The sequence below is a fragment of the Nannocystis sp. RBIL2 genome (assembly GCF_026626745.1).
GTDB lineage: Bacteria > Myxococcota_A > Polyangia > Nannocystales > Nannocystaceae > Nannocystis.
The window spans coordinates 642,677-665,825 of sequence record NZ_JAPNJW010000001.1 but is presented as its reverse complement, the minus strand read 5'-3'; the positions used below and the strand labels follow the sequence as shown (position 1 = coordinate 665,825).

Here is a 23,149-nt window from a genome sequence, read left to right as displayed (position 1 = left end):
AAGACGAGCCTCGAGGAGAGACGCGATCATGACGACGACGACGACGACGGATAAACCCAGCTTCGTGTATGTCACGTACATCACCACCACGGCGGAGAAGCTGTGGGAGGCGCTGACGCAGGGCGACTTCACCGAGAAGTACTGGGGCGGGCGCCGGGTCGAATCGACGTGGCAGCCGGGGGCGCCGATCGTGTACCGCTACGACGAGGGCCGCAAGACCGACATCACCGGCGAGGTGCTGCGCTGCGAGCCGACGACGGTGCTGGCGGGGGTGTCGCGCGGGTGGCCGGGCATCCTGTCGAATCTCAAGACCGTCCTCGAGACCGGCAAGCCGATGCCGTTCGGCAATTGGGACAGGGCGACCGCGACCTGACGACGGAGCGGCGGCGCGCCTGCCGGCCGGCGCCCGCTGCGGGTGTGCGGGTCGGCCGGGCTGCTGCCTGCGCGCGGAAAATTGCCAGGCCCGGCAATTTTTCGGGCCGCTCCGGCGACTCCTCGCTCGAGCCTCGAGACATGATGACCCAGACGATCGGTCTGTCCTCGTGGACCGCTCCACTTCGGCGCATGCGCCGGCGGACGCGGTCGTCACAACGTTCCGGAGGCCGGCGTGATGCGGCGGGGAGAGGGCTCCATGGCGAATGAGGTGTTCGGGGCGTCGGCACGGTCGCCGGCGCACAACTGGCTGTCGGCGGCGCTGGTGTTCGAGACCGTCAGCCTCTACGGCGTCCTCCTCGGCGCGGCGGCCTGGGCGGCGCAGGCGGGGGCGGGGCCGTGGGTGCAGGCGCCGCTGGTGTTCGCGCTCGGGCTGTGGATGGACCGCATGTTCACGGTCGGGCACGAGGCCGTGCATCGCAAGCTGTTCCCCGATCACGTCCGCCTGAACGATCTGGTCGGCACGCTGATGCTCGCGCCGCTGCTCGCGCCGCTGACCGTCGTGCGCAAGATCCACGCCTTCCATCACGGGCACAACCGGCGCGCGCCCAAGATCGCCACGCTCGACGTCGTGCTGCTGCCGCGCGCGCCCGGCTGGCGGCGGAGCCTGGCGTGGGCGATCGGCTGGGCGGGGTGGCTGCTCGGCGTGTTCTTCGGCGGCTTCTACATCCACGGGCTGGTCTCGGTCGTCCTCTTCTTGCTGATGCCGGTCCGCGTGGCCTGCCGGATCTCCCCGGCCTTCAAGGGCTGGCGCGGGCGGCATCGGCTGCGCGCCTGGCTCGAGCTCGGCCTCGGGGTCGCAGTGCATGCGCTGGTGTGGCGCGCCTGGGGCCGCGACGTGTACCTCGCGACTCTCGGGCTGCCCACGCTCGCGTTCGCGTGGATCTATTCGCTGCTGGTCTACATCTATCACTACCGCACGCCGCTCGGCGCCGACGTCCGCGGCAACGTCCGCTCGCTCGCGCCGGGGCGGCTGTTCAGCTGGCTGCTGCTCAACTTTCACGAGCACAGCACCCACCACGGCGACCCACGGTTGCCGTGGTACATGCTGCCTGCGAGGCGCCTGCGCGGGCCGGCGCCCGGCGAGGTCCGCACCGTCCTCGGCGCGGTGCTGCAGCAGCTGCGCGGACCCGTCTTCGTCGACCGCCCGGAGGCGGCGCCATGAATCCAGAAGCTGACCGAATAGACATGTCTCAAACACCATCTCCGGTGTTGCGCCTGCGGGCGGGCGTCCTCGGCGACGCCGAGACGATGCTGCAGATCAAGCAGCAGCTACGGATGCAGCCCGACCCCGGGGGCGCCGAGAGCAGCCGCGGCGGATTCTTGCTCGGCTCTTCGCGCGCGCAGTACGAGGCGCTGCTGGCCGGGGCGCAGGTCGATGTCCTGCTCGACGGCCCGCGGGTGGTCGGCTTCGTCACCGCGCTGCCGGATCCGCCGCTGCGCCAGAGCGCGCTGTGGCAGCGCCGGGCCCATATCGCCTGGGGCGGGGGCCTGGGCGCCGGCGAGCTCGCGGCGCTCGAGGGGCTGCGCCTCGGCTACCTCGATCAGCTCGCGGTGCTGCCTGACCCGAAGTACAGGCTGTGCGCGCCGGCCCTGGCGTGGCGGGCGCTGGCGCGGCTGCTCGAGGACGGCTGCGACCTGGTGTTCGCCACCGTGGTCGCCCGGCCGGTGCGCAACCTCGTCACCCGGCCGCTGCTCGCGGCGGTCGGCGCGGTCGAGCTCGGCGCGATCGACGAGGACTACCCCGAGGTCGGTCCCATCACGTCCGACGTGTTCTGCATGACGCGCGCGGCGCTGCAGGGCGGCGACGGGCGGCAGCGTGCCCGGCTCGCGGCGCTGCAGCGCTGGACCGAGCGACTGCTCGCGGGCCGCGGTTGACGGCGGCTCTCCGCGGAGCCGTGGGGTGATTCGCAACGGGCCGGCGCTCAGTGGCGCGGCTGCGATTCGACCTCGCCGACCATCGGCACGAAGCGGACCGGCAGGACTGTCTCGACGTGGAGGTCGCCGCGCGGACGTTTTTCCAGGACCTGCAGGTCCTGCACGAACTCGCCGACGGGGATCACCAGGCGGCCGCCGACGGCCAGCTGTTCGGTGAGCGGGCGTGGGAGGGTCGGTGCGGCGGCGGCGACGATGATGGCGGAGAACGGCGCGGCCTCGGGCCAGCCGCGGTAGCCGTCGCCCGCGCGCACGTGGACGTTATCGTAGCCGAGCTCTGCGAGCAGGGTCGCGGCTCGCTCAGCGAGGTCGGTGACGACCTCGATGCTGTAGACCTCGGCGCCCATCTCGGCGAGGACTGCGGCCTGGTAGCCGGAGCCCGTGCCGATGTCGAGGACGCGGTCGCCTCGTTTGACGTGGGCCAGCTGGGTCATGAGCGCGACGACGTACGGCTGACTGATGGTGGCCCCGTGGCCGATCGGCAGCGGGTGATCGCCGAAGGCGTAGCGCTGATCCTCCGGCGGGACGAAGCGCTCGCGCGGGACCCGGCGCATGGCGGAGAGGACGGCCTCGTCGGTGATGTCGCGCGCGACGAGCTGCTGCTCGACCATCCGGCTGCGGGCTTGTGACGGTTCGTCCATGGCGGCGGCGCACCCGACGAGCAGGCACAGCAGGAGGCTCGATCGGCGCATACGGGCAGGCTAGCGCGCGCCCGGCTGCAAGCCCGCGCAGGCGCTGCGCCGCGGCGGTCTCAGGCGCGAACGCCTGGGGATTTTCCCGGCGGTCGGGCGGCTGTCTTCCCGGACATGTCGCAAACGCCAGGCAGGCTCAGGCGTGATCGCGGGGGGCGCGCGGGTCGGGGATGTCCTCGGGGACATGCCCCGAGAGCCAGGCTCAGCCGCTCTTCGGCACGACGTTGTCGAGCTCGGTGAGCTCGCGGGCGAAGCCGCCCGAGAGGATCGGGAAGCGGCACCACGTCTTGGGGTCGAGGTTCTCGTCGTCGAGGTGGAAGCTCGGGGCGTAGCGCTCGCGCTTCCACTGGTTCTGGCTCCACAGGCGGAAGAACCGCTTGATCCACAGCAGCAGCTGGTCGCGGCCGTGCTCGGGGAAGCGGCTGGCGAGGACCCGGTAGACCTCTTTCGGCGCGAGCTTGTCGCGGATGGCGGCGCGCTCGATGACGTCGAGGATCGGGTACGGCATCAGGTCGTCCTCGTCGGTCTGTTTGGCGCCGGCGGGCCGCAGCTCGGCGGTCGGGGCCTGGACGTTGACGGCGCTCAGGGCGGGCGTGGGGCCGACGCCGGCGGGGCCCTCGTGCTCGACCCACCGCAGCCACTGGCGCAGGAAGGCCTTGTCGATGCCGGCGATCGGCGACAGGCCGCCGCAGGTGTCGCCGTCCATGGTGGCGTAGCCGACGGCGGCCTCGCTGCGGTTGCTGGTGGCCAGCAGGAGGGCGCCGCGCAAGTTGGCCAGCAGCCACACGCCAGGGGCGCGGGCGCGGGCCTGGATGTTCTGCAGGGCGATGTCGTCGCTCTTCCAGCCGAGCTCGCGGCCGATCGCGCCCTCGACCGTGCGCACGTAGGCGCGCACCAGCGGGTCGACGTCGAACTCGAGGAATTCGGCGCCGACGGCCTCGGCGACCGCGCGGGCGGCATTACGGGTGGTGTCGGAGCTGTTGGCGGTCGCCTGGTAGACGCAGGTCAGGAGGGCACGCACGATCGCCCGCGGGGTGGTGCACGAACCCTCGGGCAGGCCGAGGCGGGCGCAGGTCGCCGCGACGCCGAGCTCCTGCGTGGCCAGAGTGACCATGAGGTGGACGAGGTAGGCGACTGCGGCCGAGTCGGCGCCGCCGCTGAGCGAGACGACGAAGCCGCGCGACCGGCTCTTGCGCAGGTAGTCGAACAGGCCGAGGGCGACGGCGCGCGAGAACTCCTCGCGCTTGTCGTTGCGCAGCGCGTCGTCGGGGGCGTTGGCGTGCGGCGGCAGGTCGGCGGTCGGCAGCTGCATGTCGAACCGGGTGATCCGGCGGACGTTGTCGTCGACCGTGGGCGCGTAGGTCGTGCGCGCGTGGACCATGCGCGCGAGGTCGACGTCGACCACGGCGCTGGTGACGTAGACGTCCTTGTAGCCGAGCCGCGGGCCCTCGGCGATCAGGTGGCCGGACGAGGCGATCATGCACTCGCCGTCGTAGATGACGCGGCCGGCCTCGTTGCCGATGAAGTTGGAGTAGACGTAGGTGGCGCGGAAGCTGCGCGAGGCGTTGAGGACGATCTGCTTGCGCACCTCGTGCTTGCCGAACGCGAAGTGGCTGGCGCTGGGGTTGCAGATCACGTCGACGCCCTGGCTGGCGAGCTCGACGCCGGGGCGGTTCGGGACCCACGCGTCCTCGCAGATCTCGAAGCCGATCCGCAGGCCGCCGACCTCGAAGATCTGGTCGCCCAGCGGGTAGCTGTGGCCGTCGTGCTCCCACTGCACGAACTTGCCGGCCGGCCAGCCCTTGAACCACCGCGGCTCGTAGTGGATGCCGTCGCCGGCGAGGAAGCGCTTGCCGACCATGCCGACGATGTGGCCGTCGGCGACCAGGCAGACCGCGTTGTAGTTGGCGGCGCGGTGCATGATCGGCAGGCCGAGCGCGACGACCATGCCCTTCGTCTCGGGCAGGAGCTCCTGCAAGATCCGCCACGACTCGAGGATCGTGCCGCGGCCGAAGAACGCGTCCTCGCAGCCGTAGCCGGGGATGCACAGCTCGGGCAGGCACAGGACGGCGACGCCCTCCCGGCGGGCCAGGCGGATCGCCTCGACGATCCGGGCCTGGTTGCCGTCCCAGTCGAGCGGCGTCTGGTTGAGGGCGGCGGCGGCGACGCGGACGAGGTGCATTCAATGTCTCCGGGGACAGGGTCTAAAGGACATGTCCTGCGAGGTGGGGCGCGAGCAGGGGGGCGATCGAGGCGACCCGCAGCGGGGTCGGGTCGCCGGCGCTGGCGGCCGCGAGGGCGCGCGCGCGCGGGTGGCTGTCGGTGCAGGCGATGGCGGAGAACAGGCCGGTGGCCTGCAGCTTGTGCAGGGCGTCGCCGGGGAAGATGCCGTGGGTGGCGACTGCGGCCAGGCTGACGGCGCCGGCGCGCTGGTAGGCCCGGGCGGCGCCGATCAGCGAGCCGCCGGTGCGGATCATGTCGTCGTAGAGGATGACCGGCTTGCCGGCGACCTGGGCGTCGATGGCGGTGATCTCGGTGCGTTCGCCGTCGTGGCGGCGCTTGAACACGAAGGCGGCGGTGACCCCGAGGTCGTTGGCCAGCGACTCGACCCACTTGGCCCGGCCGGCGTCGGTGCAGGCGAGCACGAAGGGCTGGCCGCCGGCGATGTCGAGGATGATGTCGCGGATGACCGGCTTGGCGTAGACGTGGGTGGCGACCAGGCCGGCCTCGAAGTAGTGCGGGATGCCCTCGGCGTGGAGGTCGAGGAGGAGCACGCGGTTGCCGTAGGAGGCCGGCGGGATGGCCGAGAACAGCGCGGCGCGGGTCTTGGCGGTGACGACCTCGCCGGGCTTGGTCGAGCGCTCCATCGTCGCGTAGCCGTAGTAGGGGACGACGAGGGTGAGGCGGCGGGCGCCGTAGTGGACGGCGCCGCAGGCGAGGTCGAACAGGGTGAGCGCGGCGGCGTCGTCGACGGTGCCGCCGATCATCACGACGTCGCGGCCCTCGACCGGGGTGACGAGGCGGAGGTAGCGCTCGCCGTCGGGGAAGGCGAAGGTGTCGATGTCGCCGGCCTCCAGCGCGGCCGAGCCGCACAACGCGGCCTGCAAGTAGCCGTACTCGGGAGTGGCGAACACGAGCGGGCGGGTCGTCATGCGGCGGGGGAAGAGTACCCCTCGGCGAGCGCGTTGGCGACCTCGGTATAGGCGTAATCGCTGACGCGTTCGTCGATGCGCATGCGCAGCAGCGCCTTGCTGCGGCAGGTAGCCGCGAAGAAGAACGCGCGATCGTCGGCGCACGCGCGCGCGAGCGCCGGATCGGTGGCCCAGCGGTCCCACTCGCGCTGGCAGATCCGCCGCACCGCGGGCCACAGGGCGTCGGGGTCGGGGCCGCCGGCGTCGTCGACCCAACCGATCACAGCCGCGAGGTGGGCGTGCACGAGGGTGTGTAACAGCTTGCCCTGAGCCTCGGCGAGGTCGGAGGTCAAGGTGAAGGAGTCGGGCGCGAGCGCGGGGGCGTGGCCGGCCGCGGCCAGCCGCCCGCGGTGGAGCCGCACTCCGCCGAGGTCGCGGACGACGAAGCCGCAGGGGCGCCCGGCGTGGACGAGGAGGGTGTTTTGTAGATGCGCCTCGAGGGCGACGCCGTGGGCGGTGAGCAGGCGCAGGGCCGCGGGGACGAGGAGGTCGAGGTAGTCGGCGAAGAAGGCCGCGAGGCGCGCGCGCGGATCGCCGGGGTAGTCGGCGGCGAGCTCGCGCAACAAGAGGTCGCCCCCAGGCCGGCGCTCGCCGAGGGCGGCGCAGACGACCAGCTGCGGGGTGCGCGATCGGACATGCTCTAATAAATATGTCGCACGGGACAGGTCCTCGGGGGCATGTTCCGAGGGATATGTCGCGGAGGACAGGTGCTCAGGGGCAGGCGCGGTGCCGGGGGCGGTCGGCGTCGCGCCGGATGGGTCGGCGGGTGCGGTGAGGTCGGCGTGGAGCTCTTGGGCGAGGGCGGCGGGGTCGGGGCGGAGGACGACGCCGAGCTGGCCGGCGCCGGGGCCGTGGCGGGGGTGCAGGCCGGCGGCGGCGAGGTCGGGCTGGATCTGCAGGCCGCGGCGGGTCTGCGGGTCGGCGGCCTGGATCGCGGCCAGGAGGGCGGCGATCGCCGGGCCGTTGTGCACCGAGGCGGGCGAGACCTGGCGCCGCGCGCTGGTGGTGTGGATGTCGACGGCGAGCTTGAGGTGCAGCGCGGGCGCGACGAGGGCGACGGTGCGCAGGCTGAGCAGGGCGCGCGCGTGGAGCGGAGGCAGGCCGGCCGGACGGACCTCGCGGCCCCACAGCGGGCCGAGCAGGCGCGGGAGGCGGCGCAGCTGGAGGGGGTGGACGGGCAGGCGGACGAGGCCGGGCGGGGGGGCCGGGAACAGGGCGCGCGCGAGGTCGGCGTAGAGGGCCGGCTCGGCCAGCTGGGCGTGGTCGGCGGCGACGTCGACGGCGTGGACTGCCGCCTGGGCCAGGAGGTCGGGGCCGTGGCGCAGGTTCTCCCAGGCGCGCAGGCCGAGCCGGGTCTTGCTCATCGGGTGCCACGGGTGGCCGTCGACGACCAGGTTCTCGGGGTCGAGCGGGGCGGGCCAAGCCTGGCCTTCGGAGCATGTCCGATGGCGCAGGTCGGCGGCGAGGCGGGCGAGCGCGAGGTTCCAGCGGCTGTCGGCGAGCTCGCGCGCGATCCGGGCGCGAGCCGCGGGGGCGAGCGCGGGCAAGAGGCGCGGGAGGAGGTCGGGGAGGTCGGGGAGGTCGGGGCCGTCGAGGTCGGCGGCGTGCAGCTCGAAGGCCCGGCGCCGCCGCAGCGGGAGGCTCAAGGAACATGTGCGAAGGGACATGTCCTGGAGGTCGAATTCGACGAGGCGCTCGCGCGCGCAGGCGAGGACGAGGCGAGCGCCGATCGCCTGGGTCGCGGCCCGCCAGTGCGCGGCGAGCTCGCCGGGCGCCGGCCGGGCGCCGAACGCGACTGGCACGGCCCGGGCGGCGAAGGCGAGGAAGCGGTCGCGCTCGGACACGGGCGAAAGGTAGCGCGCGGGACCGGGCGACGAAAGCGGCCGGTCCAGCCGGGAGTGGAGCTCGCGTCCGAGTCGTCGCGCGGGGCCAGGCGCTGCGAGCGGATGGTCGAGTCAGCCGGCGGAGCTCGCGGACGAGTCGTCGCCGCGCGGCCGGGCGACGAGAGTCGCCGGTCAAGCCGCGCGCCGGAGCTCGAGGCCGAGTTCGCCGAGCATCAGGGCGGCGGACAGGAGCAGGATCCAGGCGATCCAGCGGCGCAGGCTGTCGGGGTCGAGGTCGCCGGTGCGGCGAGCGCCGAGGTTGGCGCCGAGCAGGGTGAGCGGGGTGACGACCGCGAAGGCGGTGAGGTCGACCTGTCCTTGGAGGAAGGTGGCGACGCCGGCCGACAGCCCGGTGACTGCGCCGATCGCCATGTTGGTGCCGACGGCCACGGGCGGGGGGACGCGGGCGTAGCGGATCATGGCCGGCAGGCGCAGGCTGCCGAGGAGGAGGCCGACGAGGCCCGAGATCGCGCCGAGGACGGCGCCGACGACGACCTCGGCGAGGACGGCGAAGGTGCGCGAAGGGACATGTTCGGAGGGACCGGCGGGCTCGGGCCGGCGGCGCAGCATGGCGGCGCCGGTGAGCAGGAGGACGCCGGCGATGGCGGCCTTGAGGAGGCGGGCGTCGACGCTGCCGGCCCAGCGCGCGGTGGCGAAGGCGGCGACGGCCGAGGGCGCGCCGACGCTGGCCAGCAGCCACAGGCTGACGCGGCCGTCGCGGGCGTGGCGCCAGGTGCCGGTGAGGGTGCCGGCGGTGGAGATGGCGAGGCTGGTGGCGGCCCCGGCGGCGGGGCTGCCGAGGGCGTAGACGAGGAGGGCCACCCGCAGCTGACCGAGCACCAGGCCGACGGTGGCGCCGATGTAGCTGAGGCCGAAGGAGACCAGCGCGATGAGCGCCAGCGCGAGGATCTCGGTGGAGCGCAGGCGCCGACGCTATCACGCGCGCGGCGAGTCCGGGCGGCCGCGCCGAGCCAGGCGCGGCCCGCAACGCGGCGGTGGCAGCGAAGCGAGGGCGCGCGCTGGATGAGGTCATGTTCATCTGCGGCGAGTCGCCACGCGAGATGGATTCGCGAGGTCTCGGTGCACGCGCGCGGCGACGAGTGGCGCAGACGATCGGCGTGAGGCTGGAGCGCGCGGCCGACGATGCCGGGCAGGACAGGTGGCCGCGTCGATCGGCGCGAGCGATCGTGTCGGCGACGAAAGGCGGGGAGTCGGCTTGACAGGCGGGCGCGCCGGGGCGGACGCTGCGGCGGCGTGACGGAGCGCGGGGACACTGCGGCGGCGGAGGAGCTCGCAACGGGGCTTTTAGGGCCGACGAGGCCGCGCTGGGTGGTGATCCACTGGACGCCGGAGGCGCTCGGGCTGGTGCGCGCGATCGCGGCGGCAGAGCCGGCGCCGGAGCTGACGCTGATCGGGCCGGCGCCCGCCGACGCGGTCGCGGCGGCGCTGGCCGAGTTGCCCGCGGGACATGTCCAAAAGTACTGGCAGGGTTCGGCGAGCGGCGGGGTCGAGGCGCTGGCGCGCTTCTTCGCCGACACCGCCGGCTTGCCGGCGGCCGACGCGATCATCGTGCTGCCGCTGCGCGGCCACGGCGAGACCGACGCGTTCTCGCGCCTAGTGTGCACGGCGATCCTGCGCGCCTGCAAGGGCAAGCCGCCGCACGTGGTGGTGGCGGTCGAGGACCCGGAGGCCACCCACGAGTTCGAGGGCCTGGGGGTGGCGACGATCTTCTACCCGGGCTTTCTGCGGGCGGCGCTGCTGGCCCACGCGTGCGTCGACCTCGGGGCGTTCCGCTTCATGCTGGCGCTGCTCGGCGGGCGCCTGCGCGTCGAGACCTGGCCGGTGCCGCCGGAGCTGCGCGCGGGGACGTTCCGCGAGGCCTGCCTGAACGTGGAGGTCGACCGCCGCGGCCGCCCGGTGACGCTGATCGGGCTGTTCGCGCCCGGCGAGGGCGGTTCGGACGCGATGCTGCTGAGCCCGTCGCCCGCCCGCCCGCTGCGCGACGCGAGCGCGCTGCTGGTGCTGACCGGGGAGGCCGAGTGAGACGCGGGGAGCGGAGGCAGGACGGCGCGGCCGCGCCAGACGAGCGCGCCGAAAAAGCGAGCTCGTCGTGGGCGCGACGGGCCGCGCGGTGGGCTGGCCGTCGGGGCATGTCCTCGCGGACATGGCCGATGGCGCCTGTCCTCCTGGGCATGTTCCTGCAGACAGGTGCGGCGCAGGCGGGCGAGGCGATCGTGGTCCGCTTCGGCTCGGGGGCGAAGAAGGGCGGGTTCGACGTGACCGCGCACGCCCTGGCCGAGGCGGTCCAGGGCGAGGGGCGGGTGACGATCGCGCCGGAGTCCACCAAGGGCTCGTGCGAGAACGTCCACAAGCTGCTGTCGGGCGAGCTCGACGCGGCGCTGGTGCAGTACGACGTGGCGGCGGAGGCGTTCAAGGCCGGGCAGGCGGACGCGGACGCGGGCGACAGCGGGATCCCGAAGGGCGGCTGGATGTGCAAGCTGTCGCCCGAGGAGGCCGACAAGGCCGAGCTGCGGGTGATCGCGGCGGTGTCCGACGCGGCGGTCCACGTGCTGGTGCGCCGGCCGGTGCGCCTCGAGGAGTTCGACGACATCGGCCGCGAGCCGCTGTTCATGGGCAAGGACGGCTCGGGCAGCTACGAGACGGCGAAGGTGATCCTCGGCGCGGCGGGTCACACTGCGGAGCAGCTGCCGCTGTTCACGGGCACGGCCGACGAGGCGCTGGCGGCGATGAGCCGGCGCGAGCTGCTGACGATGCTGCGGACCACCGAGCCGGGGCACGCGGAGATCCGCGACGTGCTGGCGTCAGGCCTGGCGACCCTGAACCCGCTGCCCGAGGCGGTGCTGAACCGCCTGATCGACGGCTACCCGTACTACCGGATCTGCCCGATCGAGACCGGGACGTATCCGGGCCTCGAGTACAGCATGCCGACGGTGTGCGTGAGCTCGGTGGTGCTGGTGGCGACGCCGCGCGAGCGGGTGGAAGACGAGGGCTTTTTGGCCGACCGCCGGTTGGCGGTCGAGGCGATGGTCCAGGGGCTCAAGAAGCTCGCGCGCGACGAGCAGTACGCGAGCCTCAAGGTCCGCGTGGAGTGGCGCGGGTTCGCCGAGCGCGAGCCGATCCCGCTCCACCCGGTGGCCGAGCTGCACGAGACCAGCGAGCGCCGGCAGGCGTGGCTGCAGGGCGGGGCGTTCGCGGCGGCGCTAGGGGTGGTGCTGTACCTGGTGCGCCGGGCGCTGCGGCGGCGGCGGGTCCCGGGCGCGGGCATCGAGAGCCAGCTGTCGAACCCGCTGGTGCCGTTCGCCGCGTTCGCGTGCGTGGTGACGCTGTCGACGTTCATCGTCTGGTCTTTGGAACATGACTCGAACGCCAGGCTGCGGACGCTGAACGACTCGTTCTGGGAGATGAACACGTTCGCCACCGGCAACTTCACGACCGAGACGCTGAAGACGCCGACGGCGCGGCTGGTCGGGGCGGCGGCGACGATCCTCGGGCTGGGCCTTTTGGCGTGGTTCACCGCGACGCTGACCAACATCTTCGCGCAGGAGCAGACGCGGCTGTGGCGGCGGCTCAACAAGCACCTGGTGGTGCTGAACTTCCGCGAGGACATGCTGCCGCTGATCCGTCTGCTGCGCAGCCCGGGGCCGACGCGGCACCGGCCGCTGCACGTGGTGGTGTCCGACGCGCTGCCGCGGCGGGTGCGGCTGCAGCTGGCGCGCGTCAAGGCGCTGACGATCCACCACTCGAACCCGGAGGTGCCGGAGGACCTGGCGGGGCTGCGGCTGCCGCGGGCGTCGCGGGTGATCGTGCTCGGCGACGGCGACGGGTCGGGGGCCAGCTACGATCCGCTGCGGATCGCCCGCGCGGTCCATCAGGCGTGCGCGCGCGACCCGATCGGCGGCGGTCAGCGGGCGCGGACGCTCGGGGTGGCGGCGACGTCGGTGGAGATCGCCCGCACTGCGCCGGCGCTGCCGGTGACTCTGGTCGAGACGTCGGAGGCGGAGCGCGAGGAGGTGTTCTCGCCGTTCGCGGCCTGGCTGGTGCCGGTCGACTGCCAGGCGCTGGCGCACCGCTGGCTGGTGATGGCGTGCCGCGACCGCGCGTTCGCGGAGCTGTTCAACCGCGTGGTGGCGTTCGCCGACGACAACGCCGAGGTCTACACGGCGCCGGCGCCGACCTGGCTCATCGGACAGCCGTGGCGCAAGGCCCGGCGCGCGCTGCTCGAGGTGCAAGGCCGCGGCGGCGCGGTGCCCCTGGGGCTGTATCGCGCTGCCGATCCGGGCGGCAAGGCGCCGGCGGGCGGGACGTCGCACGCGGAGCTGCGGCGGCGGCTGATCGTCAACCCGCGGCCGGACGAGGCGCTGGTGCCGGGCGACCTGATCGTGGCGCTGTGCGAGGACGAGGCCGATCTGGTGCGGATCGTGGCCGAGAGCCGCAAGGTCGCGGCGCCGAGTTGACGGCGCGGCGCGCGACGCGAGCTCGAGCGCTGCGGAGCGCGTCGTCGGTCCACACTTCGCTGTCGGGTCGACGGTCTGCAGACGCGAAGCCGAGGTGAACGAGCTGCAGGTCGCAATCGCGGGTCGACCGAGGCGAGGATATGACTGCGGGGTCGCGCGATCGCGTCGCGGCTCGTCGACCCCACGAGCGGGCGCGAGCCGCTGGGCGCGCGGGTTGACGGTCGCCGCGGTTGGGTCGTATTCGGGGGAGATGCTGCCGTTTCGCGTCGTCCTCGCGTCGATGTCCATGCTCGTCGTCGGCTGCTATTCGGGCGTCGCGGAGGTGACCGAGAGCATCGGCGCGCCCGAGACCGCGAGCGGGGCGACGAGCGCCGGCGCGAGCGCGGCGAGCAGCGGACCGGGGACGAGCGATGCGAGCGCGGCGGGCCCCAGCGAGGCGTCGACCGCGGAGGAGCCGACGAGCACGAGCGTCGCCGGGACCACGACCACGGGGCCGGACGAGGTGTCCTCGGGGCCAGGTCCGACCGACAGCGGGACGTCCGGCGCGGCTTCGACGACCACCGGCGACATCACCACCACGACCGGCGAGCCGGTCGATCCGGCGGCGGAGGTGTGCGCGCGCTGGACGGCGGACCGAACGGACATGTCCGAAGGGACATGGAGCGGGGCGGTCGCCGGCTGTCAGGCGGGCGACACTGGCGCGCCGGGCCGCGACAACGCGCTCAAGCTGATCAACCTGTACCGCTGGCTGGCCGGGCTGCCGGCGGTCGAGCACGACGCGGGGCTCGACGCCAAGGCCCAGCAGTGCGCGCTGATGATGCACGCCAACGGGCAGCTGTCGCACGACCCGCCCATGCAGTGGGCGTGCTACACCGCCGACGGGGCGCAGGCGGCGAAGAACAGCAACATCTCGTCGACGCCGGGCGTGGTCGCGGTCGACCTCTACATGGTCGACCCCGGCAACGCCACGACCTTCGGCCACCGGCGGTGGATCCTCTCGAACGGGCTCGGGCCGGTCGGGCTCGGCTCGACGGCCGTGAACTCGTGCATGTGGGTGCTCGGCGGGCAGGGCGGCGGCGACGCGGCGTGGACGGCCTGGCCGCCGCCCGGGGTGGTGCCGATCGACGCGATCCACGTGCCGGAGGTGCCGTGGTCCAATGTCGACGAGACAGGCTGGACGATCCAGAGCGACGCGATCGACCTCGGCGCGGCGCAGGTGACGATCAGCGAGGGCGGGGTCGACCGGCCGGTGAAGACGACGGCGCTCATGGGCGGGTTCGGCTCGGCCAGCGCGATCGCCATGACGCCGCAGGGCTGGACCTCGGAGGCCGGCAAGACCTACACGGTGGCGGTGAACGGGGTGCCGCAGCCGTTCAGCTACGACGTGCAGGTGGTCGCCTGCCCTTGAGGGACATGTCCGTGCGGGCATGGCCGAACGGGCATGTCCCGGGGGGCATGGTCGATCAGGCAGCTGTGACGCGGGTGAGGCGGACCTCGATGGCGCGCGTCTCCTCGCCGCTCGGCTCGATGTTGGTGGCCTCGATCACGAGCTCGTCGCCGTCGCGGCGAAAGGCGGTGCGCCAGCCCCAGCGCTGGTCGCCGGCGCGGTAGCTGCCGAGGACCGAGACGGCGGGGCCCGCGGGCCCGGTCGACCACAAGGGGGAGGCGCCGGTGTGGAAGGTGTCGATCCAGTACAGGGTGTGCTCGTGGTCGTCGACGCCGAGGGTCATCTCGCCGTGGTGCAGCTTGCCGGTGCACACGCCGTCGTAGCGGAGGCGCGCGTAGCGGCCGTCGAGCAGCGACTCGATCTGGACGCGCCAGTCGCCGACGTCCGGCTCGCCGCCAGTCGGGTCGAGCCAGGTGCGCGCGGGGCCGGTCCATGAGCCTGTGAGTTCGGTGAGGGGGTGGGCCATGACGCCGGTCATAAGCGATCGGCGGCGGGCGATCCACCGGCGTGGGGCCGGGCGAGTGCTATAGTGACGGTGATGCGAGCGGTCCGCGGTGCGGTCGGGGTGATGTGGCTCGGACTCGGTGCGTGCCCCTCGCCGGCGACGAGCGGCGAGAGCGACGCGGCGACGACGAGTGGTTCGACGGAGACGGGCGCGCCGGGCGGGATCAGCAGTTCGACCAGCTCGAGCAGCTCGAGCGGGACGACGGCGGCGCCGACGACCACGGGGCCGGGGCCCGACGCCGGGATCGCGTCCCGCTGCGGTCACGACAGCCCGGAGGCGCTGATGGACTGCGTCGACCCGGTTCGCTGGGCCGAGGACGTCGCGTTCATGGCCCAGTCGCGGCCGCCCGGATCGATCCACTGGCAGAAGGTGCAGGACCGCTGCGCGACGGAGCTCGAGCAGGCGGGCTTCGTGGTGCAGCGCCAGGACTACGGCAGCGGGATCAACGTGATCGGGACGCGCGAGGGCACTGCGGCGGCGTCCGAGGTGGTGCTGCTGGCGGCCCACTACGATCATGTCAGCGGCTGCCCCGGCGCCGACGACAACGCGAGCGGGGTGGCCGGGGCGCTCGAGGTGGCGCGCGTGCTCGGCCAGGCGAAGCTGCCGCGCACGCTGATGGTGGCCTGCTGGGACGAGGAGGAGTCGGGGCTGCGCGGCTCGCGGGCGTTCGCGCAGACGTTCACGGGCGCGAAGCTGGCGGTGGCGTTCAACTTCGACATGATCGGCTATGCGAGCGCGGCGGAGCACTCGCAGATCTTCCCGGGGCCGCTGGCGGAGCGGTTCCCCGGGCTGGCCGACGAGCTGACCGCCAACAAGGGGCGCGCCGACTTCATCGCGGTGGTCGCCGACGCGTCGGCGGAGCCGTTCGCGCTCGAGCTGGAGGCGCAGGCGGAGGGCCTCGGCCGGCTGACGGGGGTGATGACGCTGACGGACGCGGAGAAGCTCGACGACGACGCATTCGGGGTGCTGAGCATGTCGGACCACCGCAGCTTCTGGGAGCGCGGATTTCCGGCGCTGCACGTGTTCGACACCGGGGTGTTCCGCAACCCGGCCTATCACTGCACGCTCGGGCTCGACACTCCGGACAAGCTCGACCACGCGTTCGCTACCGACGTGCTCAAGGCGACGACTGCGGCGGTCGCGGCGGCGGCCGGGCTGTAGCCGCGCGGCTCAGCTCCACTGCAGGTCGAGGACGAAGCGCCGCCACTCGCGCTCGAAGCGGGGCATGTCGCGGTGACCGACGATCTTCTGCAGGGTGGCGTAGCCGCCGGGATCGAGGTCGGCGCCGGCGACGAAGGCATGATAGTAGTCGCGCAGGCGATCGTGCTCCTGTAAATAATAGCAGAGGTAGCGGGCCTGGGCGTAATTGAGGCCGGAGCGCGCGCCGTAGAACTCGTCGGAGTCGGTGGCGCACAGCTCGGCGAACGAGCGCAGGCGCCGGGCGCGGATGGCGGCCTGCAGGTGCGGCAGGCGCCAGTTGGGGTAGCCGACGATCCGGCCGCCGTGCTCGCCGCACTGCTCGTAGAGCGAGGCGAGGCCCTCGTTGAACCAGGCGGGGCAGGCGGGGAAGTTGGCGGCCATGAACGGGTGGACGATCTCGTGGACGAGGGTGCCGCCGCCGGTGCCGATGTTCATGATCAATGCGGCGTGCCGCGGCGAGTAATAGCCATAGGGGGTGTCGGGCTCCTCGCCGAACAACTCGCGGGTGTTGCGGCCGTAGCTGGCGCGGTCGGCGAACAAATAGACGTCGATGATGCGCGCCGGGTCGCGGGCGAAGTAGTCCTGCTTGAGCCGCAGCACCGACCAGTGAATCGTGCGATCGGCCCGCCGCTGGACGTCGGCGGGCGACTCGTCGCCGATGACGACGAAGGGCGGCTCGACGAGGACGGTGAAGCCGCGGCCGGCGTGGCGCTCGCGCAATTCGTCGGCGCGGGCGTCGAGGGCGGCGCGAGTGATGACGGGCGGGCCGAGGGCCGAAGTTGCGACCGGGGGCGGGGGCGGACCGGGCGCGGGGAGCTCGGGCTCGGGCTCGGGCGCGAGCGCGCGGCGAGGAGGGGGCGGCGCGGGGGTGGGGCGCTCGCCGCAAGCCCAGGCGCCGGCGGCGACGAGCCCGAGGGCGAAATCTCGGCGGTGCATGCAGCGGTAGAGCACGCACGCGCCGGGCCGATGGGTCTGGTGCGGTCGGCGATGCCGCGCGGGGGGATGGAGCAAGAGTATCGGCCTGCGCCTGGAGACGGGTCGTTGCGGACGATGTCGCGCGAGGATCGACCTGTTCTCGGGGACAGGAACGGAGAGACGCGGACGATGTCGCGCGAGGCTGTCCCGAGAGACATGTGATTCGCCGCGCTCGGCGGCGCGTCACGGATCGTGCTGCAGGTAGCTCGGATGCCGCGGCAGGCGCAGGCTGACGAGCGCGGTGAGGACCATCATCGCGCTCACGTACCAGAAGAACGACGTCTCGTGGCCGAGCGACTTGAGCGCCAGCGCCACGTACTCGGCCGAGCCGCCGAAGATCGCGTTCGCCACTGCGTAGGCGAGGCCGACCCCGAGCGCGCGCACCTCCGGCGGGAACATCTCGGCTTTGACGATGCCGCTGATCGAGGTGTAGAGGCTCACGATCGCCAGCGCAGCGAGGATCAGGAAGAAGGCCGTCACCGGGCTGGCGGTGCGCTGCAGGGCGGTCAGGATCGGCACCGTGGCCACCGCGCCGAGGCTGCCGAACAGCAGCATGCAGGTGCGCCGGCCGATCCGGTCCGACAGCGCGCCGAAGGCCGGCTGCAGGCACATGTAGACGAACAGCGCGCCGGTCATCACGTAGCTGGCGGTCCGGATCGGCAGGTGGACCGTGTTGACCAGGTACTTCTGCATGTACGTGGTGAACGTGTAGAAGAAGAGCGAGCCGCCGGCGGTGTAGCCGAGCACGGTCAAGAACGCGGCGCGGTGGTGACGGAGCAGGCCGGCCACGCTGCCGGCCTCGGCGTCGGCCTTGGCCGCGGCGCTCTGCGTCTCGTGCAGGGTGCGGCGGAGCAGCAGGGCGACCACCGCCGCCACCGCGCCGAGGACGAAGGGGATCCGCCAGCCCCAGGCCTTGAGCTCGGCCTCGCTCAGCAGGTGCTCGAGCACCACGAGCGTGAGCACCGCGAGCAGCTGGCCGCCGATCAGCGTGACGTACTGGAACGAGGAGAAGAAGCCGCGCCGGCCCTTGAGCGCGACCTCGCTCATGTACGTGGCGGTGGTGCCGTACTCGCCGCCGACCGAGAGGCCCTGGAACAGCCGGCACACCAGCAGCAAGAACGGGGCCCACATGCCGATCTGCGCGTAGGTCGGCAGGCAGGCGATCACGAGCGAGCCGGCGCACATCATCATGACCGACAGCAGCATCGAGGTCTTGCGACCCAGGCGGTCGGCGATCCGCCCGAACAGCCAGCCGCCGATCGGTCGCATCAAGAAGCCGGCCGCGAACACGCCGGCGGTGTTGAGCAGCTGGGCGGTCGGATCCGACTGGGGAAAGAACGCCGGCGCGAAGTACAGCGCGGCGAAGGCGTACACGTAGAAGTCGAACCACTCGACCAGGTTGCCGGACGACGCCGCCATGATGGCGAAGATGCGATGGCGTCGCTCCGCGGCGTCGGCCTGCGGCGGCGGTGAGGTGGGGCCTCCGGAGGTCGACGTGACTGCGTTCATGGTGCTCGGGGCGCGCGACGCTGCGGCCGCTCAGGGTGCCACAGACGACGGGCGCGCGAACCATAGACGGGTCACGTCACAATGCACGTCGCCGGCAGCGCCGCGGCCGGCGAGCTCGACCGAGGCAAGCGAGCGAGTCGTCGCCCCCGTCGCGTCGGGCCGCCGCGTCGCGCACCGGGGCGGGCTCGCGGCTTGCGAAGGCTGTCCGCCGCGCGCACTCGCGTCCGCACGCAAGGCCGGCCGCTCGTCACCGGGTGCGCGGCACGTCGAGGCGACGCACCCGGTGGGCGGCCCGCGCCGCTGCGACCGACCTCAGATCGACGCGTCGATCTTGGTCCAGAACAGCGCGTCCGAGTAGGTCGTCATGCTCGTGGAGCTCGAGCAGAGCGGCAGGGTCTGGCCGCCGCACACCACCTGCGGCGCCGAGTACGTGGCGTTGCGGGGCGTGTTGATGCAGCGGACCCCGGACTTGGACCACACCGCCTCGGTCGGGTCGTCCGAGCGCAGGAAGGTGTTGATCTTGTACTTGTCCTGGACCTGCAGGTGCGTGCCGGTCTGCGTGTACGAGGTGCCGTCGAAGCAGTAGTCGGCGCGGACCATGCGGGTGGCCACCTCGAACTCGTCGATCGGCCGCTCCCACGGCTTGTAGCCCCACTGCACCGCCTTGCCGACCGCGCCCGAGGTACACGCGAGGTAGAGCGTGTTGCTGCGCTTGCCCATCCGCCCGGTGACCTCGTTCACGGTGAGGTCCTTGATCGGCACCATCGTGTGAACGCCGTCGGTGTCGGCGTCGCACACCGGGACGACGTTGCCCTCGTCGTCGACGGTCTCGAAGGTGTAGTGGGCCTCCTTCGGCGAGATCTGCTGGAACGAGGCGATCCGGAGCTCGACGTCCACCTCGGGCTCGTCGTCCGCGTCGTGGTCGCCGTCGCCGTCGGTGTCGGCGTTGAAGAGCGTCAGCTCCCAGCGCGAACCGACCAGGTCGGCGCCCCTGTAGATCACGGTGCCGACCTTCGCCTCGAGCATCCCGTCCTTGACCGCGCCGTTAGTGACGTTCACCCACACGTTGCCGGGGCGCAGCAGCTTGGCGCCCGTGAATTGCGCCCCCTTGTGGACCAGGCCCGAGAGGTCGAGCTCGGAGAAGGGGGTCGAGCCGATCGAGCTGGTGTTCAGCCACACGCCGCCCGCGGGCCCGCTGCCCGGGCGCAGCGCAACCTCGCCGAGGTCCTCATCGGCGGCGTCGTACTGGTCCATATCGTCACAGGCAGTGACACAGGCGACGCTCAGGATCACGAAGGGAACAAGGTTGCGGATGTTCATGGCGGCTCTCGGCTCCGGCTCGTGGCCTGTGCATGTGGCGTCCCCGGAGCTCGGCCAGCGAAAATCGGTGGTCCGAAGACTCTTTTTTTTAAACTTCTGAAAACAACATTTTTTAGTCTGATTAATATGAAATGACACTTTATTTTCAAGACTATTTTCGGTTTAGCTGCTAAAAATTACGTTAACTATAAAAGTTTTTAGCTAGCGCGAGAACGCGCTGAAAATTTACCGCATTGCCCGCCGACCAATCGTGGGGGCGAACGACAAGACGTTCCTGGCGAACCTTCCCACGTCCTTTATCCTCGGGACGCGCCCCCCGGCGCCTGCCCTCCATGGCGTTGTCGAAGACCGCACTCGATCGAACCGTCATCGCTCCGGTCACCCAGGTCGCGCCACCTCAGCCGCCCGGGTCTTCCGACCTCGCCGACCTCGTCGTCACGCAGCGCGCCGAACCGCCGGTCCACGAACCGCCCGCGCGTCCCATCACCAGCCCGATCCCCTCGCTGCTGGCCCACATCGGTCGCTTCACCATCCTCGAGCGGCTCGGCGAGGGCGCGATGGGCATCGTCTATGCCGCCTACGACGACCGGCTCGATCGCAAGGTCGCCGTCAAGATCCTGCGCAACGACTCGAACCAGCGCGAGCCGCAGGCGCGTGAACGCCTGCTGCGCGAGGCCCAGGCGATGGCCCGCGTCTCGCATCCCAACATCGTCGCGGTCCACGAGGTCGGCTACCACGACGGCGAGGTGTTCATCGCCATGGAGTTCGTGCGCGGGCAGAACCTCGCCAACTGGTTGAAGGCGGCCCGGCCCTGGCGCGCGCGCGCCGAGACGCTGCTGCAGGCCGGCCGCGGCCTCGCGGTGGCCCACGCCGCCGGCCTGGTCCACCGCGACTTCAAGCCGGCCAACGTGATCGTCGGCAGCGACGGCGTGGTCAAAGTCCTCGACTTCGGCCTCGCCCGCGCGGTCGACCGCGAGGTCGAGGAGGAGCCGCCGCCGGCGCTGCACAGCACCCTGACGAGCTCGCTCGACAACCACCTCACGCACACCGGCGCGGTCGTCGGAACCCCCGCGTACATGGCCCCGGAGCAGCTCCTCGGCCAGCCGGCCACCGAGAAGAGCGACCAGTTCAGCTTCTGCGTCAGCCTCTACGAGGCGCTCTACGACGTCTCGCCGTTCGACACCAGCAGCCTCCTGGCGCTGACCGACGCCGTGACGCGCGGGGCCATCCGCCAGCCGCCGTCGGGCAGCCACGTCCCGGCCGCCCTGCTTCAGATCGTCACCCGCGGCCTCGCGGTCGATCCGAAGCGCCGGTTCCCGTCGATGCCCGCCCTGCTGGCGGCGATCGAGCGCACGCTCGAGCGCCGGAGCGTCCCGTGGATCGCGACCTTCGGCCTTGCCGGCCTGCTCACCGCCGCCGGCGTCACCGCGGCCGCGTACTACCCGGCCGGCGACGCCTGCGAGGGCGCCGACGACGAGCTCGCCGGGCTGTGGGACGGGCCCGCGGCCGCGGCCGCGCGCGCGGGCTTGCTGAACACCGGCGTGCCGTACGCCGAGGACACCTGGACGCGCGTGAAGGCCCGCCTCGACGCCTACGCCGGCGAGCTCGTCGGCATGCGCGTCGACGCCTGTCGGGCCCATCAGCAGGGCCGGGCCTCGATGCACCTGTTCGACTTGCGGACCGCGTGCCTCGACCAGCGGCACAAGAGCCTCGCGGCGTTCGTGGCGATCTTGCAGCGCGCCGACGCCGAGGTCGTCGGCAACGCCGGCGCCGCGGCGGCCAACCTGCCGGCGCTGGTCGGCTGCGACGACACTCGCGCCCTCACCGAGGCCGTCCCGCCGCCCGACGATCCCGCCAGCGCCGCGCGCGTCGCCGGCTTGCGCGGCGTGCTGGCCGAGGCCCAGGCGCACGAGCTCGCGGGCCAGTTCAACCAGGGCCTCGCGCTGGTCGACGGCATCGAGCTCGGCGACCTCGCTTATCCGCCGCTGGTCGCCGAGATCGGCCTGCGCCGCGGCAGCCTGCTCAGCGAGGCCGGTCGCCACACCGAGGCCCTCGACCTGCTCACCGGGGCCCTGCAGACCGCGCTCGCCAGCGGCCACGACGTCGTCGCCGCCGCGCTCGCCACCCGCCGCGACTTCGTCCGCGCCGCCCGCCTGCAGCAGAGCCGCGAGGTCCTGAGCGACGCCCCGCTGATCGACGGCCTCGTCGCCCGCGTCGAGACCACCCGCGAGGGCCGCGAGCTGCGCGGCGACCACCTCAACAACATCGGCATCGCCTACGCGGTGCTCGGCCAGATCCAGCGGGCGAGCGAGTACTTCGTCGCCTCGATCGACGCGCGTCGGGCCGTCCTCGGCGAGGACCACCCCCAGGTCGTCTACGCGCTCGGCAACCTCGGCCTGGCCCTGGTCGGCAGCGACAACGCCCTCGAGGGCGTCCGCCAGCTGCGCGCGGCCTTCACCGCCGCCGAGTCGAGCCTCGGGCCCAAGCACCCGCACGTCGCCCTGCTGGCGATCAACCTCGGCATCGGCTTCACCGGGCTGCACCGCTTCCGCGAGGCCGCCGGCTACTTCCAGCGGGCCCTGGCCCTGCAGAGCGAGCTGCTCGGGCCGAACGCCCCCGACCTGCACTGGGTGCTGTCGGGCATCGGCGATCTGGCGGTGGACCAGCGCCGCTGCGACGACGCGGACGCCAGCTACCGCCGCGCGTTGCAGGTGCTGGGCGCGAGCGAGACCTCGCTCGACTCGGCGGCCTTCATGCCCGTGCTCGGCCTCGGGAAGGCGGCTACCTGCCGGGGCGACCTCGCCGCCGCCGAGCGCCACTTCCGCCAGGCGCACGTGCTCGCCGAGCAGAGCTTCGGCGCCGACGCGCTGCGCAGCGCCGACGTCGACGACCAGCACGGGGACATGCTGCTGCGCGCCGGCGACCCCGAGGGCGCGCTGGCGCAGTTCCAGCGCGCCCTGGAGATCCGCAAGGCCCGCATGCGTTCCGACATCCCGCTGCTGGCCGACTCGATGCGCCGGATCGCCGAGGCCCACCGCCTCGCCGGGCGCCTCGACGAGGCGGCGAGCTGGCTGCAACAGGCCCAGAGCCTGCGCGAGCGCGATCCGAAGGTCGAGAGCAGCGAGGCCGCGCTGATCCGCCTCCGCCTCGGCGACCTCGCTCTCGCGCGCAACGACCCCAGGACGGCCATCGGCCACTACGAGCGCGCCATCGCCATCTACTCGGCGGTGAGCGACAGCGACATCCTCGAGCTCGCGCTGGCCCGCTTCGGCCTCGCCCGCGCCCGCGCCGCCGTGTCCGGCGTGCTCGCCCCGGAAGGCCGCGGCCTGGTCGACCAGGCCCTGCTCACCCTGCAGAGCCTCGGCCCCGCGTATCTGCCCGAGCAGGCCACGATGCGGGTCTGGCTGGCCGGGTACCCGAAGTAAGAAGCCCGGGGCATGGCGCTTCGGACATGCCCTTCAGCGCATGTTTGAAGGGACATGCCTCCGAGAGCATGTCCCGAGGCGCTGGCGGAGCCTGAAACGCCGCGTCCCCGGCGAGCCTCGTCGAGGCGCCGCGGGGACGGTCGCATGATGGCTGTCCCGA

At 72.6% G+C, this 23,149-nt stretch carries 17 protein-coding genes; 8 read left to right on the top strand and 9 right to left on the bottom strand.

Annotated elements, in window-relative coordinates; genetic code table 11:
- Positions 1 to 28 precede the first annotated feature (28 nt).
- The 3 genes from OV090_RS02615 to OV090_RS02605 all read left to right on the top strand — a co-directional run bounded on the left by OV090_RS02615 (position 29) and on the right by OV090_RS02605 (position 2,310).
- Positions 29 to 373, top strand: a complete 345-nt coding sequence (locus OV090_RS02615; protein ID WP_267701859.1) for an SRPBCC domain-containing protein — start codon at positions 29 to 31, stop codon at positions 371 to 373.
- Positions 374 to 631: 258 nt separating this feature from the next.
- The gene (locus tag OV090_RS02610; RefSeq protein WP_267701858.1) at positions 632 to 1,597 is read left to right on the top strand and encodes a fatty acid desaturase; all 966 of its coding nucleotides are present in this window, start codon (positions 632 to 634) and stop codon (positions 1,595 to 1,597) included.
- A 23-nt stretch (positions 1,598 to 1,620) separates the two neighbouring features.
- On the top strand, positions 1,621 to 2,310 hold the full coding sequence (locus tag OV090_RS02605) for a hypothetical protein (RefSeq protein WP_267701857.1): 690 nt from the start codon (positions 1,621 to 1,623) through the stop codon (positions 2,308 to 2,310).
- A gap of 47 nt (positions 2,311 to 2,357) precedes the next feature.
- On the opposite strand, the gene OV090_RS02600 is transcribed toward OV090_RS02605, so the two are convergent.
- The 5 genes from OV090_RS02600 to OV090_RS02580 form a co-directional block, all read right to left on the bottom strand.
- Positions 2,358 to 3,059 (bottom strand): protein-L-isoaspartate(D-aspartate) O-methyltransferase, encoded by a 702-nt coding sequence (locus OV090_RS02600; protein WP_267701856.1) that lies wholly within the window; start codon positions 3,057 to 3,059, stop codon positions 2,358 to 2,360.
- A gap of 202 nt (positions 3,060 to 3,261) precedes the next feature.
- Complete coding sequence (gene nadE, locus OV090_RS02595) at positions 3,262 to 5,241, bottom strand: NAD(+) synthase (RefSeq protein ID WP_267701855.1); 1,980 nt, start codon at positions 5,239 to 5,241, stop codon at positions 3,262 to 3,264.
- Between the two features lie 22 nt (positions 5,242 to 5,263).
- Positions 5,264 to 6,211 (bottom strand): ribose-phosphate diphosphokinase, encoded by a 948-nt coding sequence (prs, locus tag OV090_RS02590; RefSeq protein WP_267701854.1) that lies wholly within the window; start codon positions 6,209 to 6,211, stop codon positions 5,264 to 5,266.
- The gene (locus tag OV090_RS02585; protein WP_267701853.1) at positions 6,208 to 8,094 is read right to left on the bottom strand and encodes an IucA/IucC family protein; all 1,887 of its coding nucleotides are present in this window, start codon (positions 8,092 to 8,094) and stop codon (positions 6,208 to 6,210) included. Before OV090_RS02585 ends, prs begins: the two co-directional genes overlap by 4 nt.
- Positions 8,095 to 8,265: 171 nt before the next feature.
- Positions 8,266 to 9,018 carry a sulfite exporter TauE/SafE family protein gene (locus OV090_RS02580; protein WP_267707056.1) on the bottom strand — a complete coding sequence of 251 codons (753 nt, stop codon included), beginning with the start codon at positions 9,016 to 9,018 and terminating at the stop codon, positions 8,266 to 8,268.
- Between the two features lie 369 nt (positions 9,019 to 9,387).
- On the opposite strand from OV090_RS02580, the gene OV090_RS02575 reads away from it, so the two are divergent.
- The 3 genes from OV090_RS02575 to OV090_RS02565 all read left to right on the top strand — a co-directional run bounded on the left by OV090_RS02575 (position 9,388) and on the right by OV090_RS02565 (position 14,016).
- Complete coding sequence (locus OV090_RS02575) at positions 9,388 to 10,176, top strand: hypothetical protein (RefSeq protein WP_267701852.1); 789 nt, start codon at positions 9,388 to 9,390, stop codon at positions 10,174 to 10,176.
- 107 nt (positions 10,177 to 10,283) lie between these two features.
- Entirely contained in the window at positions 10,284 to 12,608 is a 2,325-nt protein-coding gene (locus tag OV090_RS02570; protein ID WP_267701851.1) for a TAXI family TRAP transporter solute-binding subunit, read from the top strand.
- A gap of 250 nt (positions 12,609 to 12,858) precedes the next feature.
- Positions 12,859 to 14,016, top strand: coding sequence for a CAP domain-containing protein (locus OV090_RS02565; RefSeq protein ID WP_267701850.1), 1,158 nt, complete (start codon positions 12,859 to 12,861; stop codon positions 14,014 to 14,016).
- Between the two features lie 55 nt (positions 14,017 to 14,071).
- Here the strand turns inward: OV090_RS02565 and OV090_RS02560 are convergent, their stop codons facing one another.
- Positions 14,072 to 14,521 carry a DUF1579 family protein gene (locus tag OV090_RS02560; protein WP_267701849.1) on the bottom strand — a complete coding sequence of 150 codons (450 nt, stop codon included), beginning with the start codon at positions 14,519 to 14,521 and terminating at the stop codon, positions 14,072 to 14,074.
- A 72-nt stretch (positions 14,522 to 14,593) separates the two neighbouring features.
- Here OV090_RS02560 and OV090_RS02555 point away from each other — a divergent pair, with 72 nt between their 5' ends.
- Positions 14,594 to 15,721, top strand: a complete 1,128-nt coding sequence (locus OV090_RS02555; protein WP_267701848.1) for a M20/M25/M40 family metallo-hydrolase — start codon at positions 14,594 to 14,596, stop codon at positions 15,719 to 15,721.
- A 9-nt stretch (positions 15,722 to 15,730) separates the two neighbouring features.
- On the opposite strand, the gene OV090_RS02550 is transcribed toward OV090_RS02555, so the two are convergent.
- The 3 genes from OV090_RS02550 to OV090_RS02540 form a co-directional block, all read right to left on the bottom strand.
- A complete protein-coding gene (locus tag OV090_RS02550) occupies positions 15,731 to 16,696 on the bottom strand; it encodes a hypothetical protein (protein WP_267701847.1) in 966 nt (321 codons plus the stop codon).
- 222 nt (positions 16,697 to 16,918) lie between these two features.
- A complete protein-coding gene (locus tag OV090_RS02545) occupies positions 16,919 to 18,244 on the bottom strand; it encodes an MFS family transporter (protein ID WP_267701846.1) in 1,326 nt (441 codons plus the stop codon).
- A 312-nt stretch (positions 18,245 to 18,556) separates the two neighbouring features.
- Positions 18,557 to 19,564, bottom strand: a complete 1,008-nt coding sequence (locus OV090_RS02540) for an ADYC domain-containing protein (RefSeq protein WP_267701845.1) — start codon at positions 19,562 to 19,564, stop codon at positions 18,557 to 18,559.
- A 338-nt stretch (positions 19,565 to 19,902) separates the two neighbouring features.
- Between OV090_RS02540 and OV090_RS02535 the strand changes: the two genes are divergently transcribed.
- A complete protein-coding gene (locus OV090_RS02535) occupies positions 19,903 to 22,989 on the top strand; it encodes a tetratricopeptide repeat protein (protein WP_267701844.1) in 3,087 nt (1,028 codons plus the stop codon).
- Positions 22,990 to 23,149 lie beyond the last annotated feature (160 nt).

Bases quoted from the DNA above. Each gene is read 5' to 3' on its own strand.
- OV090_RS02550 (WP_267701847.1), bottom strand. From the start codon at position 16,696: ATGCACCGCCGAGATTTCGCCCTCGGGCTCGTCGCCGCCGGCGCCTGG.
- OV090_RS02540 (WP_267701845.1), bottom strand. From the start codon at position 19,564: ATGAACATCCGCAACCTTGTTCCCTTCGTGATCCTGAGCGTCGCCTGT.
- OV090_RS02615 (WP_267701859.1), top strand. From the start codon at position 29: ATGACGACGACGACGACGACGGATAAACCCAGCTTCGTGTATGTCACG.
- OV090_RS02570 (WP_267701851.1), top strand. From the start codon at position 10,284: ATGTCCTCGCGGACATGGCCGATGGCGCCTGTCCTCCTGGGCATGTTC.
- OV090_RS02555 (WP_267701848.1), top strand. From the start codon at position 14,594: ATGCGAGCGGTCCGCGGTGCGGTCGGGGTGATGTGGCTCGGACTCGGT.
- OV090_RS02600 (WP_267701856.1), bottom strand. From the start codon at position 3,059: ATGCGCCGATCGAGCCTCCTGCTGTGCCTGCTCGTCGGGTGCGCCGCC.
- OV090_RS02610 (WP_267701858.1), top strand. From the start codon at position 632: ATGGCGAATGAGGTGTTCGGGGCGTCGGCACGGTCGCCGGCGCACAAC.
- prs (WP_267701854.1), bottom strand. From the start codon at position 6,211: ATGACGACCCGCCCGCTCGTGTTCGCCACTCCCGAGTACGGCTACTTG.
- OV090_RS02565 (WP_267701850.1), top strand. From the start codon at position 12,859: ATGCTGCCGTTTCGCGTCGTCCTCGCGTCGATGTCCATGCTCGTCGTC.
- OV090_RS02560 (WP_267701849.1), bottom strand. From the start codon at position 14,521: ATGGCCCACCCCCTCACCGAACTCACAGGCTCATGGACCGGCCCCGCG.
- OV090_RS02545 (WP_267701846.1), bottom strand. From the start codon at position 18,244: ATGAACGCAGTCACGTCGACCTCCGGAGGCCCCACCTCACCGCCGCCG.
- nadE (WP_267701855.1), bottom strand. From the start codon at position 5,241: ATGCACCTCGTCCGCGTCGCCGCCGCCGCCCTCAACCAGACGCCGCTC.
- OV090_RS02605 (WP_267701857.1), top strand. From the start codon at position 1,621: ATGTCTCAAACACCATCTCCGGTGTTGCGCCTGCGGGCGGGCGTCCTC.